Annotated in this window: 11 protein-coding genes; 7 read left to right on the forward strand and 4 right to left on the reverse strand. The window is 66.3% G+C overall.

Translation table 11 applies throughout. The annotated features are described in order from the left end of the window. Window positions 1-137 precede the first annotated feature (137 nt). The 4 genes from NS365_RS04940 (at window position 138) to NS365_RS04955 (ending at window position 6,210) form a co-directional block, all read left to right on the forward strand. Window positions 138-1,697 carry a methyl-accepting chemotaxis protein gene (locus NS365_RS04940; RefSeq protein ID WP_193753390.1) on the forward strand — a complete coding sequence of 520 codons (1,560 nt, stop codon included), beginning with the start codon at window positions 138-140 and terminating at the stop codon, window positions 1,695-1,697. Between the two features lie 259 nt (window positions 1,698-1,956). Continuing rightward, window positions 1,957-2,226: a 30S ribosomal protein S15 gene (gene rpsO / locus NS365_RS04945; RefSeq protein WP_058599175.1), complete on the forward strand. Its 270-nt coding sequence runs from the start codon at window positions 1,957-1,959 to the stop codon at window positions 2,224-2,226. A 324-nt stretch (window positions 2,227-2,550) separates the two neighbouring features. Further along, window positions 2,551-4,689, forward strand: a complete 2,139-nt coding sequence (gene pnp / locus NS365_RS04950) for a polyribonucleotide nucleotidyltransferase (protein WP_058599176.1) — start codon at window positions 2,551-2,553, stop codon at window positions 4,687-4,689. A gap of 144 nt (window positions 4,690-4,833) precedes the next feature. Then, a complete protein-coding gene (locus NS365_RS04955) occupies window positions 4,834-6,210 on the forward strand; it encodes a diguanylate cyclase domain-containing protein (protein ID WP_058599177.1) in 1,377 nt (458 codons plus the stop codon). Between the two features lie 79 nt (window positions 6,211-6,289). Here the strand turns inward: NS365_RS04955 and NS365_RS04960 are convergent, their stop codons facing one another. Continuing rightward, a complete protein-coding gene (locus tag NS365_RS04960) occupies window positions 6,290-7,342 on the reverse strand; it encodes an aldo/keto reductase (protein WP_058599178.1) in 1,053 nt (350 codons plus the stop codon). Between the two features lie 245 nt (window positions 7,343-7,587). Here NS365_RS04960 and NS365_RS04965 point away from each other — a divergent pair, with 245 nt between their 5' ends. From NS365_RS04965 to NS365_RS04975, 3 genes are all read left to right on the forward strand, one after another. Then, the gene (locus NS365_RS04965; RefSeq protein WP_058599179.1) at window positions 7,588-8,286 is read left to right on the forward strand and encodes an alpha/beta fold hydrolase; all 699 of its coding nucleotides are present in this window, start codon (window positions 7,588-7,590) and stop codon (window positions 8,284-8,286) included. A 237-nt stretch (window positions 8,287-8,523) separates the two neighbouring features. Then, the gene (locus NS365_RS04970; protein ID WP_058599180.1) at window positions 8,524-9,036 is read left to right on the forward strand and encodes an MmcB family DNA repair protein; all 513 of its coding nucleotides are present in this window, start codon (window positions 8,524-8,526) and stop codon (window positions 9,034-9,036) included. Window positions 9,037-9,311: 275 nt separating this feature from the next. Next, window positions 9,312-11,099, forward strand: a complete 1,788-nt coding sequence (locus NS365_RS04975; protein WP_153003661.1) for a putative bifunctional diguanylate cyclase/phosphodiesterase — start codon at window positions 9,312-9,314, stop codon at window positions 11,097-11,099. A gap of 63 nt (window positions 11,100-11,162) precedes the next feature. On the opposite strand, the gene NS365_RS04980 is transcribed toward NS365_RS04975, so the two are convergent. From NS365_RS04980 to hrpB, 3 genes are all read right to left on the reverse strand, one after another. Further along, a complete protein-coding gene (locus tag NS365_RS04980; protein WP_058599182.1) occupies window positions 11,163-11,738 on the reverse strand; it encodes an ActR/PrrA/RegA family redox response regulator transcription factor in 576 nt (191 codons plus the stop codon). A gap of 48 nt (window positions 11,739-11,786) precedes the next feature. After that, window positions 11,787-13,193 (reverse strand): ActS/PrrB/RegB family redox-sensitive histidine kinase, encoded by a 1,407-nt coding sequence (locus NS365_RS04985; RefSeq protein ID WP_058599183.1) that lies wholly within the window; start codon window positions 13,191-13,193, stop codon window positions 11,787-11,789. Between the two features lie 419 nt (window positions 13,194-13,612). Further along, window positions 13,613-15,893: ATP-dependent helicase HrpB (hrpB, locus tag NS365_RS04990; RefSeq protein WP_058599187.1), on the reverse strand; the 2,281-nt coding region annotated here is incomplete at its 5' end.

Below are 15,893 nucleotides of genomic sequence, written 5' to 3' on the forward strand. Positions count from 1 at the left end.
AATTCAGCTCGCTGCGTTGGCAGAGAGTTAAACTGTGTATGTCATCGCTTGCAATTGATGAGGTCGGTATCGATCGTGGGGTCATGGCGATGGGTATGTGGTATTCGTTCAAGGTTCGTTTGGCTGTATCGTTTCTGTTGCTGACAGTTATGGGGGCGGCGGGGAGCTATCTGGCGCTGGAGCAGTCCAGGCGAACGTTCGTGGATTTGACCACGTTGGCGGAAGGCCCCCTTCAGCAGGTGGATGCGTCCGGGCATTTGCAGCTTCAACTCAGCGAAGCGCGCCGTCTCATGTTCAAGGCACTGGTTATTCCCGCCGACGCGCGTGGAGCCATCGAGTCCGAATATGCCGGCATCTGGCGTGAAGTCGATGTCTCGCTGAAAGCCTACGAGGCTTCGCTGCCCACCGGCGAGCGCGGGACTGTCCAAACGCTGTCCGCATCCCTCGTATCGCTGCGGGCGCAGATGGACGCGATCCTTCGGGACATCAACACGGGCGTCCCTTCGGCCGAGATCCTGAACGCGATCACCAAGGACGAGGGGCCGGCCGCCCAGCGCATCGACAACGAACTGGCGCAGGCAAGCAAGGCCGCGAAAGCCAATGTGACGACTTTCGTCGCCCGGGCGGGTGAAAGCTACGACAGGGTCTGGACCCAAACGGTCGCGATCGTCGGCGCCTCCTTGTTGCTCGGCGGCGGTTTCGCGGCTCTGATGCTGATGACCGTCTCGGCTGGCTTTGCCCTTCTGCGCGAGAACATGCTGCGCGTCGGTTCGGGCGATATTTCCCATCGCATCGTGCATGGCCGAAAGGACGAGATCGGCTTGCTTCTGACGACCCTCTGCCAGATGCGGCTCAAGCTCAACGAGATCGTCGCCGCTGTCGGAAACACCGCCAATTCGCTGTCTGGTACGGCGAGCACCACGGCCAGCCTGTCGCAGCAACTGGCCTCCGGCTCGGCCGAGCAGGCTGCGGCCTCCGAGCAGGCCAGTTCCGCCATGGAAGAGATCGCGGCCAATATCCGTCAGAACGCCGACAATGCCTCCCAGACGGAAAAGGTCGCGCGCGAAGCCTTCGCCAGCGCCCGGTCGAGCGAGACGGTGGTGCAGTCCTCCGTGGTGGCCATGCGCGAGATTGCCGAGAAGATCGCGCTGGTGCAGGAAATCGCGCGTCAGACGGACCTTCTGGCACTGAACGCCGCCATCGAGGCGGCGCGTGCCGGCCAGCACGGCAAGGGTTTCGCGGTGGTCGCCTCCGAAGTGCGCAAGCTCGCCGAGCGCAGCCAAGGCGCGGCGGTGGAAATCGCGGCCCTGTCGGAGCAAACGCTGAGCGCTTCCGAAGAAGCGGGCCGGATGCTGACCGTGCTCGTGCCCAGCATCCAGCGCACGTCCGAACTCGTCAGCGAAATTTCCGCGTCCTGCCGCGAGCAGTCCATCGGCATCGAGCAGATGAACCAGGCCATGCAGCAGTTGAATCAGGTGACGCAGGAAAACTCGGACGGCGCCGTCCAGATGTCCGCAGCCGCCGGCCATCTCAATGGCGACTCGGACGAGCTTCAGTCCCGCATCGGTTATTTCCAGTTGGAAAAGATGGCGCAGGGCGCTGGGGTGCCGGTGGCGGCCACATCGACGGCCGCGCGGGCGGAGCACCGCCCCGAGCCCGAGGCTGCGGTTCACCCGTCCCGGCAACTCGCGGCCTGACGCCACCCTGGGGCGGCGAATGTTGCCACCCCGCTTCGTCGAAACGATCTTTCGTCGCATCCGCCCGGCCCCGCCGGGCGTTTGCGTTTTTCGGGGCCGGAACGCCGCCTTCAGGGCCGGGCTGGTGTTTTGGCGCAAAGCCGCTTATATCGGGGGCGCGAAAGGGTGAGCGGTACGCCGCCCCTTGCGCTTTCATGGCCCTGGCTGGACGACATCCCGGCTATGGGCGACCCCATCCTCCAACACGAAGGACATCACGATGTCGATCACGCCCGAGCGCAAGTCCGAGCTTCTCAAGGAATACGCCACCAAGGCCGGCGACACGGGTTCGCCCGAGGTCCAGGTCGCGATCCTGTCGGAGCGCATCGCCAATCTGACCGAGCACTTCAAGGGCCACAAGAAGGACAACCACTCCCGTCGTGGCCTTCTGAAGCTCGTTTCCCAGCGTCGTCGTCTTCTCGACTACCTGAAGGAGCGCGAGGAAGCGCGTTACACCACGCTGATCACGCGCCTCGGCCTGCGCCGCTAAAACCATTCGGACGGGGCCGGGTCCGATCACGGATCCTGCCCCGCCCGCCCCTTGGCCCCGCCCTTCGGGCAGGGCCCATGCCCCGGCAAACCCGCGCCGATCGCGGGGGCTGCCAGGGAGGGCTTGGCCCTCCCGACGAGTGGAACGCTCATGGGGCAGGATTGCCGGTTGCTTCCCGGCGTGGGTTCGCGGGCTTGCGCCCCGGATCGCAGCGTGACCGGGCGGCTCGCAAAGCCCCCGCGAAGCACCCCGCCGTCTTGCCCGTGCGCGTTTTGAAATTCTGCCCCGGCCGCCCATCGCGGCCCGCACGAGAGGCATATTCTTATGTTCAATACCCATAAGGTCGAGATCGAATGGGCCGGCCGCACGCTGGTTCTCGAAACCGGCAAGATCGCCCGTCAGGCTGACGGCGCCGTGCTCGCGACCTATGGCGAGACCACCGTTCTCGCCACCGTCGTTTCGGCCAAGTCCCCCAAGCCCGGCCAGGACTTCTTCCCGCTCACCGTCAACTACCAGGAAAAGGCCTTCGCGGCCGGCCGCATTCCGGGCGGCTACTTCAAGCGCGAAGGTCGCCCGAGCGAAAACGAGACGCTGGTCTCGCGTCTGATCGACCGTCCGATCCGCCCGCTCTTCGCCGAAGGCTACAAGAACGACACGCAGGTCGTCGTCACCGTTCTCCAGCATGATCTGGAAAACAATCCCGATGTTCTCTCCATGGTCGCCGCCTCTGCCGCGCTGACGCTGTCGGGCGTGCCCTTCATGGGGCCGATCGGCGGCGCGCGCGTCGGCTACATCAACGGCGAGTACAAGCTGAACCCGCATGTGGACGAGATGGCCGAGTCCAAGCTCGACCTCGTCGTGGCCGGCACGCAGGACGCCGTCCTGATGGTCGAGTCCGAAGCCCGCGAGCTGGACGAGCAGACCATGCTCGGCGCCGTCATGTTCGGTCATCGCGGCTTCCAGCCGGTGATCGACGCGATCATCAAGCTGGCCGAGCACGCCGCCAAGGAGCCGCGCCAGCACAATGCGCCCGACTTCTCGGCGCTCGAGAGCGAGATGCTCGGGCTTGCCGAGGGCGAACTGCGCGACGCCTACAAGAACACCGACAAGCAGGCCCGCTACGCCGCCGTGGATGCGGTGAAGGCGAAGGTCACGGCGCATTTCTTCCCCGAGGGCGCGACCGAGCTCCGCTATTCCAAGGAAGACGTCGGCACCGTCTTCAAGGAACTGCAGGCCAAGATCGTCCGCTGGAACATCCTGGACACCAAGAGCCGCATCGACGGCCGCGATCTTTCCACCGTTCGTCCGATCGTTGCGGAAGCGGGCATCCTGCCGCGCACCCACGGCTCCGCGCTCTTCACGCGCGGCGAGACGCAGGCCCTCGTGGTCGCGACGCTCGGCACTGGCGAGGACGAGCAGTTCGTCGACAGCCTGACGGGGACCTACAAGGAAACCTTCCTCCTTCACTACAACTTCCCTCCGTATTCGGTGGGTGAGACGGGCCGCATGGGCTCGCCGGGCCGCCGCGAAATCGGCCATGGCAAGCTCGCATGGCGCGCCATCCGCCCGATGCTGCCGGCCAAGGAAGCCTTCCCCTACACGATCCGCGCCGTCTCGGAAGTGACCGAGTCGAACGGCTCGTCCTCCATGGCCACCGTCTGCGGCACCTCGCTGGCTCTGATGGACGCCGGCGTTCCGCTGGCGCGCCCGGTCGCGGGCATCGCCATGGGCCTCATCCTCGAAGGCGAGCGCTTCGCGGTTCTGTCGGACATTCTGGGTGATGAAGATCACCTGGGCGACATGGACTTCAAGGTCGCCGGCACCGAGAACGGCATCACCTCGCTGCAGATGGACATCAAGATCCAGGGCATCACCGAGGAGATCATGCGCATCGCGCTCGATCAGGCCAAGGGCGGCCGCGTCCACATCCTGGGCGAGATGAACAAGTCCCTCGGCACGGCACGCGCCGAGCTGGGCGAGTTCGCCCCGCGCATCGAAGTGATGAACATTCCGACCGACAAGATCCGCGACGTGATCGGCTCGGGCGGCAAGGTCATCCGCGAGATCGTCGAGAAGACCGGCGCCAAGATCAATATCGAAGACGACGGCACGGTGAAGATCGCCTCGTCCTCGGGCAAGGAGATCGAGGCGGCCCGCAAGTGGATCCACTCCATCGTGGCCGAGCCGGAAGTCGGCGAGATCTACGAGGGCACGGTCGTCAAGTGCGTCGAGTTCGGCGCCTTCGTGAACTTCTTCGGTTCGCGCGACGGTCTCGTCCACATCTCGCAGCTCGCCGAAGACCGCGTTCAGAAGACGCAGGACGTGGTCAAGGAAGGCCAGAAGGTCTGGGTCAAGCTCATGGGCTTCGACGAGCGTGGCAAGGTTCGCCTTTCGATGAAGGTCGTGGATCAGGCCACCGGCGAAGAGGTCAAGAAGGCCCCCAAGGAAGACGCTGCGGAGTAAGTCCGCCGTCTGAAACGGACCTGACAATCGAAAGGGGCGGGTGGCGACACCCGCCCTTTTTTGCGGGTTCGTTAAGGCATGGCCTTCGCTGGAAGCTGTTCCTTCATCTCGCTCGGGCAGGATGGGCGAAAAACGGCCATCCCAATGAAAAGCCTCGATAGCCAATACCGCCGATCCCTCCGCCGTTTCATCGCCCCACTGGGGTTGCTGATCTGCGCCCTCCTGTCGGCGCTGCTGGCAGGGATCCTGGTGGTGGCGAGCGAGCAGACCCGCTCCGTGGACGAGGCGCAGCGACGGCTGGTGACGGCGGCCCTGCGCATGAACCAAACCGACCTCAAGCGCACCACCATCGATTACGGCACCTGGGAAGATGTCGGCGCGCATGTGATCGACGCCAGGGATCTGGACTGGATGGAGACCAATGTCGGCCTGTCGGTGTTCCGCACCTTCGGCGTCGATGACGTTTTCGTGGTCCAGCCGGATGGCAAGACCCTCTTCGCCTTCAGGGACGGCGCGCGCGTCGAAGCCAAGGTCGAGGATGTTCTGACGCAGGGGCTCCAGCCGCTTCTGGCGGATGTGCTCCGCTGGATGCCCGGCAACGCCACCGTGGGCAATCTCCTGGCGGACGGAATTCCGGCGATGGCGGCGGTGACGCCCTTGGCGCTGCGCGATTTTCCCGCCAAGCAGCACCTGCCTGTCCTGATCCTCGTGAAACGGCTCGACGCGGAGATCATCACGGAACTGGAGCAGGCTTCGGCGCTTCAGAACCTGCAATTGCAGCGCCAGCCGCCCTCCGATATGACCAGCGTGCCGATCGACGCGATCGACGGACGGCCGACCGCCTATTTCGTATGGAGCAGCGCCCATGCGGGAGCCGAGCTTCTGTGGGTGGCCCTGCCGATCTGGGCGGCGCTGGTGCTCGCCTGTGCGGCCAGCGGCTATTTCCTCCATCGACGGATCAACGCGGCCGCCCGCCTTCTCAGCGTCGGCGAATGGCAGGTGCGGCACGATCCGCTGACCGGCCTGCCGAACCGCATCCGGCTGTCGGAGCGCCTGGAGGAAACCTGCGGCAACCTCATCGAGTCGCAGCATGGCTTTGCGCTTCTGTATCTCGACCTCGACGGCTTCAAGGCCGTCAACGACAGCCAAGGCCACGATGCGGGAGATCAGGTTCTGCGCGCGGTGGCCGATCGCATCCGAACGCAGCTGGCGCCGTGCGACCTCGCCGCCCGGCTCGGCGGCGACGAGTTCGCCGTTCTGCTTCTCCCGGTGCCGTTTCCCGACGTCGCGCGCTCGCGGGCCGAAGCCTTGATCGAGGCGATCTGCCGGCCGATCCGTCTAGAAAGCGGCGTGGAGGTTCAGGTCGGCACCACGATCGGCGTGACCGTGGCTCCACAGGACGGATTGACGCCTGATACGCTGCTGCGCCGCGCCGACGATGCGCTCTACGAAGGGAAGCGGCGCGGCAAGACGCGCGTGTGTTTCGCGAACCAGGTTCCCCAGCGCGCCAGCGTGGATTGAGGGCGGGGCCATAGGCCCGACGCCCTTCGACGCAGGCCGGCCCGACCCGCGCGAAAAGCGGGTGGGCCGGTCGGCTCCGTCAGGGCGCGGGGTTGCCGACGCGCTGGTGAACCGCATCCACCGCCGCCTGCATCTCGTCCGTCCAGGTGACGTGTTCGGCCGCCAGACATTCCTCCAGCTGCTCCATCGTCGTCGCGCCGATGATCGTGGCGGTCACGAAGGGCTGAGCGAGAACGAAAGCGTTGGCGAAAGTGGCGGGCTTCAGGCCGAAGCGCTCCGCCAGCGCGACATAGGCGTCCACCGCTTCGGCCGTGCCGGGCTTCTCATAGCGCTGAAGACGGTCGAACAGGGCCTTGCGCGAGCCGGCCGGCCGCGCGCCGCCGGCATATTTGCCGGTCAGATAGCCCTGACCCAGCGGCGAATAGGCGAGAAGGCCGACATCTTCGCGCAGCGCGACCTCGGCCAGCGCCGGCTCGAACACCCGGTTCAGGAGATTATAGGCGTTCTGGATGCTGGCGACGCGTGGTGCGCCCGTCCGCTCGGCATGGGCGAGGTAGCGCATCGTGCCCCAGGCGGATTCGTTGGACAGGCCGAGATGGCGGACCTTGCCCTCCTTTACGAGCTCGCCCAGCGCATCGAGCGTTTCCTCGATGGCGACTTCACTTGGGTCCTCTTCGGGCGACTTCCAGCGCGTCGGCACCGAGCCGAAGCCCGAGGTCGGCCGGTCCGGCCAATGAACCTGATAGAGATCGATCGCCTCGACGCCCAAGCGCTTCAGCGAGCCTTCCAGCGCTTCGCGAATATTTTGGAGATCGAGGCGCGGCTTCGACCCGTCCGCGCGGAACCAGGTGGAGTCGGAGCGGCCGACGACCTTGGTCGCAATCACCAGCTGGTCGCGAAGGCACCGGGTCTTCAGCCAGGAGCCGATATAGCGCTCCGTCGCCCCTTGCGTCTCGGCCTTGGGCGGGATCGGGTAAAGCTCTGCCGTGTCGAGGAAGTTGATGCCGAACTCATGGGCGCGGTCGAGCTGGGCATGAGCCTCGCTCTCCGTGTTCTGCTCGCCGAAGGTCATGGTTCCAAGACAGATGCGGCTGACCTGGAGACCGGTGCGGCCGAGAGGACGTGTCTGCATGAAAGGTCCGATCGTGAAAGGCGCAAAGGATGGGCGGCGGTCGATCCGGGCCTGCTCGGGCCGGTCCGATCGGAGCGTCGCATCGAGGACGTTCCATGCCGGCTCTTACGCCCGCTTCGCCCGCGCAGCAAATGGGGAGGCGGGCAAACTTCGTTTGTGGAGAAAGACGCGCTTCCTCGTCGGCACCGGGGGATGGCGCCCTATATCAGGCAACCGTGCCCCGATCCCGACACCGGAGCGACCCGATGCGCCTCGTCTTCATTCCCGCCTTTGCCTGCGACGGCGATCTCTACGAACCGCTCGTGCCGCTGCTACGGCCGGACTTCGACTGCCGGACTGTGATCCCGGCCGAGCCCGACATGAAGGCCTGTGCCAGGGCGGTGCTGAATGCGGCCGGCGAGGGGCCGTTTCTTGTCGCCGGCACCTCGTTCGGCGGCCATGTCGCGCGCGAGGTGGCGTTGATGGCGCCCGCCCAGGTGCGGGGGCTCGTGGTCATGGGCGCGGGGCCGGCGGGGGTGACGGACCCTGCGCCGCTGGAGCGCCGCCGTGCCGCGATCGAGGCCGATGGCGGGGCGGATATGCTGGAAGACATGGCGCGGCGCATCGTGTTCGAGCCCGAAGGGCGCGGTGCGGCGGCGGCCGACACGTTCCGCCTGATGACCGGGCGAGCCGGCGCGAGCCTTCTTCTGGCGCAGAACGAGGCGCTGCTCTCGCGCCCCGATCGCACAGCCGATGTCTCTGGTATCACCTGCCCCGCGCTTCTTCTTTGGGGCGCGGAGGACCAGTTCTCGCCGCCTTCCGCTGGAGAGGCCATGGCGCGCGCCATGCCCGACGCGCGCTTCGTGCTTCTGGAGGAATGCGGCCACCTACCGAGCCTGGAGGCGCCGATGCGCGTCGCCGCCGAAATCCGCCATCGTTTCGTGGACGAAGCGCTGGGCCTCTGAGCGGGGTGTTGGACAAGCGGGCCGCGTCGATCAGGCGAGCTCGGAGCGCGGGGAACCCTTCGCCGTGTTGACCTTCGAAGGCCTGCTTGGCCTGTGGCGGGAAGGGATAGGCCGCACCTCCCATCTGCCCAAGAGCCCTCCGCAGGCGTTGCGAACCTCACGCGACACCCTGTCGCGTTTTGCTTTTGTTCCCGTTTTGGCTTGCCGATCAGCTCGAGCATAGGTTAACTCCCCGTTATGCCTATCGTTTCGCTGAACCAGCGCGATCCGCTGATCGACGGTCGCCAGTCCGAACGCGCCATGCTGGTGCGCCGGGGCGTGCAGCGCCTGATGATCCAGATGCGCGTGTCCGTCCTGCCCGAAATTCCGCTCGTGACCGGGCGGCGCGCCGATCTGCTCGGCTTGTCGGAAAAGGGCGAGTTCACGATCGTGGAAATCAAATCCTCGATCGAGGATTTCCGCGTCGATCGCAAATGGCCGGATTATCGGCTGCATTGCGACCGGCTGTATTTCGCGACCCATCCCGGCGTTCCGACCGACATCTTTCCCGAATGCTGCGGCCTCATCCTGTCGGATGGCTACGGGGCGGAAATCCTGCGCGAGGCGCCGGAGGAGCGCATGTCGCCCGCCACGCGAAAGGCCCTGACGTTGCGCTTCGCGCGCATCGCCTCCGATCGTCTCCTGCGGGCGGAATGGAGCGCCAACCCGTTCCTGACGGAGGGCGGTCTGGCGCTGGACGAGGATGGTTGAGCGCGTTCCGAAATACCAGGCATCCCGATCCAGCCCAGTCGCTGAAGCCGTCTCTCATACCTCGGGGCCTCTTGCCCAATAGGCCATAAGCTGATGCGAAACGGATCGGCCTGAGCCTGACGCAGCGCTGAGGCCCTTGCCAAAGTTTCCTCGATACGCAGGGTCGAGCAAACGGCTTTGTCAACGAATTTCGGATACAACTTCAAGGAGCGCCCGTGGGCAAGTCTTGAGGAAGCCATTTCGTCGTGATCAGGTTGCTCGAATTGCAAACGGAGATGCTCCGTGAAATTGCGATGGGACGTGACCTCTCGTCCTTTGCGGACTTGCTGTGCCGGAGCGCGGAGCAACTGGCCACGGATGTCATCTGCTCGATCATGACCCTCGACGGGGATGGGCGTCTGCATCTGCTGGCGGGGCCGAGTCTGCCGGACTCCTATCGCACGTTGCTTCATGCAATCCCCTGCGGACCGAAGGCCGGCTCCTGCGGCGCGGCAGCCTTTCATGGTCGAGAGGTCGTCGTCACCGACATCGAGAGCGATCCTCTTTGGGAGGTGGCGCGCGGTTTGGCCTTGCCGTTTGGTCTGCGGGCCTGCTGGTCGAGCCCGATCATCGGCGATAATGGCCGCGTGCTCGCAACCTTCGCTTTCTATTATCGAACGAGCCATCGCGGTCCCGGCGAGATGGAGCGGCGCATCGTCGAGACCTGCGTCGATCTTTGCGCCATTGCGATCCGGCATCACGACGCGCAGACTCGCGTCGAGCGCCTCGCGTTCATCGATGCCTTGACCGGCCTTCCGAACCGCGCGGCCTTCGAGGAGTTTGCCGAACGGGCTTTGATGAGCGAAGCGCATCCGGTTGCGATTCATTACATCGATGTCGATGAGTTCAAGCTGATCAACGACACGCTCGGCCATCGCGCGGGCGACCTTCTCCTCAACGAAATCGGCCGTCGATTGAAGGCGGTCGTCAGCGACGATGTCTTTCTGGCGAGGCTCGGCGGCGACGAATTCGTCCTATACCTTCGCGGCAACGATCCCGCGACGCAGGCCAGACTTGCGCGCACGGTTCTGGAGGCTCTCATCCCGCCGGTCGAGATCATGGAGCATTCGTTCGTGGCCACGGCCAGCATCGGCATCGCCTTGGGGCGCAGCCAGGATGGCTATCTGGAGGAGTTGTCTCGAAACGCCGATATCGCGCTTTACAGGGCCAAGGCGGAAGGGCGGAACACCTATCGCCTCTTTTCGGACGACATGGCCGGAGAGACGCAGGAGCGCCAGAAGCTGAAAGCCGATCTGCGCTGGGCGATCGACCATGACGAGCTTCATCTCGTGTATCAGCCGATCATGGACATGCAGACCCGTTCGCTGTCGTCCTTCGAAGCGCTGCTGCGCTGGACACATCCCGAAAGGGGGCCGATCGGTCCCGATCGCTTCATTCCTTTGGCTGAAGAAAGCGGATTGATCGGCAAGATCGGTCTATGGGTTCTTCGCCGTGCGGCGCGGGACGCCTTGGCCTGGCCAGCCGAGATCGCGCTGGCCGTCAACATCTCGCCCTTGCAGTTGAAGCAGCCGGGCTTCGTGCTGGAGGTCACCCGAGCGTTGCGGGACAGTGGATTGCCGCCGACGCGCCTCGTTCTGGAGATGACGGAAACCGCGCTGTTCGACAATGACGCCTTGACGCGCCAAGCGCTGACGGAACTCAAGGCGCTCGGAGCCACCATCGCGCTGGATGATTTTGGAACCGGCTACTCGTCCCTGAGCCTGATCCGCGACCGTCGCTTCCGGCAACTCAAGATCGACAAAAGCTTCGTGGACGGCATCGGCTCATGCCGCGACAGCGAGGCGATCGTGAGGGGAACCATCAATATCGCCCGACAGATGGGGTTTCGCATCGTGGCGGAGGGAATCGAATACGCGTCTCAGCTGGCTTGGCTGGAAGCGAATGGCTGCGACGAGGCGCAGGGATACCTCATCAGCCGCCCGATGCCGGAAAAGGACATCGCGGGCTTCATCCTGGCCCAGACCCACCTATCGACACGCCTGAACGCGGCTGGCCGAACATGACCGCGCGAGGGCAATGAGAGGCTTCCCGCAGGATCGAATTCAGCGAGCCCGAAGCGGATCGATCTAGCGGGGCGCGCGCTTGGCGAGAATGCGCTGGAGCGTGCGACGGTGCATGGACAGGCGGCGCGCCGTTTCCGATACGTTGCGATCGCACATCTCGTAAACACGCTGGATATGTTCCCAGCGAATGCGATCGGCCGACATCGGGTTCTCGGGCGGCTCGGCCTTGATGGTAGGATCGCGCATCAAGGCAGCGATCACCTCGTCGGCATCCGCCGGCTTGGCGAGATAATCGATCGCGCCGAGCTTCACAGCATTTACGGCCGTCGCGATATTGCCGTAGCCCGTGAGAACAACGACACGCGCGTCGGGCCTGGCCTGACGCAAGGCCTCGATCACATCGAGCCCGTTGCCGGTGCCGAGCCGCATATCCACGACGGCATAGGCGGGCGGTGCGGCGCGGATGGCACCCGTTCCATCCGATACGCTTTCGGCGGTACGAACGTCGAAGCCGCGCTGTTCGAAAGCGCGCGCCAGGCGCGTGACGAACGGCTTGTCGTCGTCGACCAGAAGAATGGAGTTGTCACCCTCGACACGGATCTCGGCGAGGGATGAAGAATCGTTCTCGTGCGTCAGCATGGCCCATATCCCTTGTGCATCAAGATATGGGGCACCAAGGGACTGAAATCAAAGCCGGGAAACGTCAAACTCGCTGAAACTATCGGCTGCATAATGTGTGGACGGCGAAGCACTTTGGGAGGCCAGTCTTGTGTCGAGCGTCGAGCGAGCCCAGACGATCTGCACGCTGGCGCCCTGTGGGTCGCCTTCCGGCCGGTTGCCGAATGTGATCTGCGCGCCCGATCGCTCCAGAAGTGTCTTGGCGATGAAGACGCCGAGTCCGAGATTGCCGCCGAACTGGCGCGGCTCGCTTTCGCGCGGCGAGACATAGGGATCGCCGATCCGCGACAGGACATCGGACGAAAATCCCGTGCCGTCGTCGATCACACGGATCGCCACATGATCGGCCGTCCAGGAGACATCCACCACGACTTCGCCCTTGGCGAAGTCCACGGCGTTTTCCACGATATTGCCGAGCCCGTAGAGAATGCCGGGATTGCGGCGAAGCACCGGCTCCGCACCCGTTCGGCGCCCAGCCGACACGCGAATGGCAATGTCGAAATCGCGATGGGGCGCGACCACTTCCTCGATCAGGGAGAGAAGCGGCAAATGTGCCATATGCTCCTCCGAGGAGGAGGACAGGCTGGACAATTGGCGCAGGATCGCCCGGCATCGCTCGGTCTGGGTGATCAGGAGATCGATGTCCTCGCGCATCGGATGGTCGGGCGGGGTGAAGCGTCCCATTTCCTTGGCCACCAGCGCGACGGTGGCGAGCGGCGTGCCGAGTTCGTGCGCGGCCGCCGCCGCCAGGCCATCCAGCGCCGACAGGTGGTTCTCACGCTGGAGCACCATTTCCGTTGCGGTCAGCGCGTCCGATAGGGTGCGGGCTTCGGCGGCGACGCGGTAGATATAGAAGGTGGCGAAGACCAGCGTCGTCACCAGCGCGAACCACATGCCGCCGAGATAGGGAAAGGGAAGGTTGAAGGGCAGGTCCGACGGCCAGGGCACGGGGTAGTGAAAGAAGGCCAGAAAGGTCGCCGCCGCTACCGCCAGAATGCCGAGGCCGATCGTGACGGCGGCCGGCTGCGTGGCCGCCGCGATCATGGCGGGCACGATCAGGAAGATCGAGAACGGGTTCTGAATGCCGCCCGTGAGAAACAGAAGGCCGGTCGGTTGCAGGATGTCGAAGGTCAGGATCGCCGTGACCTGACGCGGCGACAGGCGCTGCGTGCGCGTATAGCTCAGCCCGATCGCGATATTGAGAAGCGCCGACAGCGCGATGAGGCTGAGACAGGCGATAACGGGATAGGGATACCACAGGCCCCAGGCGACGAAGATACAGGCCGCCATCTGCCCGCCGACCGACAGCCAGCGCAGCCGCGTCAACGTCGCCACTCGCATCCGCTGGCTTTCGCGCAGGCGGCGCGGCGGCCAGGTCGGGGCGTCGAAGTCGGACGGACCGGGCAGTTTCATCATCGCGGCGCAGCTTTCCCTTGATCCGTCAAGAGATAGAACATCCGGTGTCGTCCGACAGGGTGGCCGATGGACGCGCGGCGCGGCGGTCGCGCAGCAGGCTGACCAGCGCCTTACAAAACCTTTACGGGGGCGGCTGGTCGGTTGTTCACCCGTCGGAGCGAGCCCGGCGTCTGACCCGTCCTTCGCGTTGTCGAAGGTTTGGCCCCGCGCCCGCCCATCGGTGCGCCTCGCTCCGTGCGGGCCGACGAAACATCCCTCGGCCCGCCTTCAGCCGAAGATTCTGAGAGGGATTTTCAGAGCCGAGGACGTAACCTTGCGGCGGAAGACCGGCGAGGGGGGGCGTTGCCGGCGAGCATCGGCGGCGACGCCCATGGGCGGAAAGGGCCGGTGGGCCGATCCGAAGGGTCCGGTTCCCGGTTTCAGGTGCGCGGCTTGGCGCGGTTCGTGGGCGCGGCGGACGCCGGGTCTTCGGGCCAGGGATGACGGGGGTAGCGCCCGCGCAGGTCGGCGCGCACATCGGCCCAGGAGCTGGCCCAGAAGCCCGGCAGATCGCGCGTGATCTGAATGGGACGATGGGCGGGCGACAGAAGCTCCAGCGTCAGCGGCCAGCGCCCGCCGGCCACGCGCGGATGCGCCTTGAGGCCGAAGAGTTCCTGCACGCGGATCGCCAGAACCGGCCCGTCCGCCTCGTAGCGGATCGGATGGTGCGAGCCCGTGGGCGCGGCGAAATGCGTCGGGGCCAGTGTGTCGAGCCGGCGCGCTTCGCCGGGTGGCAGGCGCGAGAGAAGCGCCTCATGCAGGTTTCCCGCCTCGATGGCGCCGAGCGAGGACACGCCCGGCAGATAGGGGCCGAGCCAGTCGGTGAGCGTGTCCAGAAGCGTTTCGTCGTCGAAACGCGGCCAGCTCTCATCGGCCTCTGCCACGAAGCGCAGGCGTTGCAGCAACCGCTCGCCGTCCTTGCCCAAGGGCAACGCGCCCATGCCGAGGCGGCGGATGCCGGCCATCAGCGCCTCCGTCACGCGCCCATCGGAGGGAAGCGGCAGGGTCGCCTCGCTCAAGGTGGCGCGGCCGAGCCGGCGCAGGCGGCGCGCCCGCACGCTGCGGCTGCCGGGGTCGAAGGCGACGACCTCCTCCTCGCGGATGCGCGCGGCCATGACGGCTTCGAGTGCCTCGCGCGAGAGCGGGGCGGCGGCGCGAATGCGCCCGACGCGCGCTTGCGTATTCGGCTGAGCCAGCCCGCCGAGATCGGCGACGACCAAGGCCGGCTCGCGTGCCAGCGCGTGGGTTTCCTCCAGTGCCCCGCCGCGCCCGTTCGACAGGACGAAACTGCCCCGCGCCCCGCGCGCGATGGCGATCCGGTCGGGATAGGCGAGGGCGAGCAGCGCGCCGGGCTCGTCGCTCTCCAACTCGCCCGGCCCGTCCGCCTGGCGCACGATGCGCGCGGCAAGATCATGGGCCGCCTTGGCGCGCGGGCTGCGGTCGGCGCCCCAGCGGCGCAGGCGCTCCGACAGGTCGGTCTCGTTGCCGCCGAGCCCGTGCTCGCCGAGCAGCACGGCGAGGCGGGCGGCCAGACGCCGGCTTTCGCCCTGCGCCGCGCCCGTCACCATGCGCGCGAGGCGCGGCCCAAGCGGCAGGGCGCGCATCCGCTCGCCGGCCTCCGTCAACCGCCCGCTCTCGTCCAGCGCGCCAAGCTCCTCCAGGAGAAGCCGCGCTTCGGCGACGGCCGGCGCGGGCGGCTTGTCCAGAAAGGGCAGGCTCGCCGGGTCGGCCGCGCCCCAGCTGATGCAGTCGAGAAGCAGGCTGGAAAGGTCGGTGGAAAGGATTTCGGGCCGGTCGAAGGGCTCCAGCGCCGCCGTCTGCTCGGCGCGCCACAAGCGAATGGCGGTGCCGGGCGCGGTTCGCCCCGCGCGGCCAGCCCGCTGCTCGGCCGAGGCACGCGACACACGCACCGTTTCCAGCCGCGACAGGCCGGTGGCGGGCTCGAAGACCGGCTGGCGCTTCAATCCGCTGTCGATCACCGTGGTCACGCCGTCGATCGTGATCGAGGTTTCGGCGATCGTCGTGGCAAGCACGACCTTGCGCCGCCCGGCCGGAGCGGGGCGGATGGCGACATCCTGCGCCGCCCCTTCCATCGCGCCGAAGAGCGAGGCGAGGATCACGTCCTCCGGCACGCGCCCTTGCAGCCGCTCCAGCGTGCGCTCAATCTCGCGCTGGCCGGGCAGGAAGACGAGAATGGAGCCCGAGCCGCCCTTCAGTTCCTCCAGCACCGCGCGCGCGCTGGCGTCTTCCACCGGCTCGTCCGGCGCGCGGTCGCGGTGCCGGATCTCGACCGGAAAGGCGCGGCCTTCGGACTGGACGACCGGCGCATCCGACAGGAGCGAGGCGACGCGCGCGCCGTCGAGCGTCGCGGACATGACGAGAAGCTTCAGGTCTGGCCGCAGCGCCCCTTGCACGTCGAGCGCCAGCGCCAGACCGAAATCGCCGTCCAGCGAGCGCTCGTGAAACTCGTCGAACAGGATCGCCGCCGTCCCGTTGAGTTCGGGGTCGGAGATGAGAAGGCGCGTCAGCACGCCCTCGGTCACGACCTCGATCCGCGTGCGGGCCGAAACGCGCGTGTCGAGCCGCATCCGCCAGCCGACGAGCCCGCCGACCTCCTCGCCCGCCAGCGAGGCCATGCGGCTGGCCGCCGCGCGCGCGGCG

Origin of the sequence: Aureimonas ureilytica (assembly GCF_001475935.1) — a bacterium.
GTDB lineage: Bacteria > Pseudomonadota > Alphaproteobacteria > Rhizobiales > Rhizobiaceae > Aureimonas > Aureimonas ureilytica_A.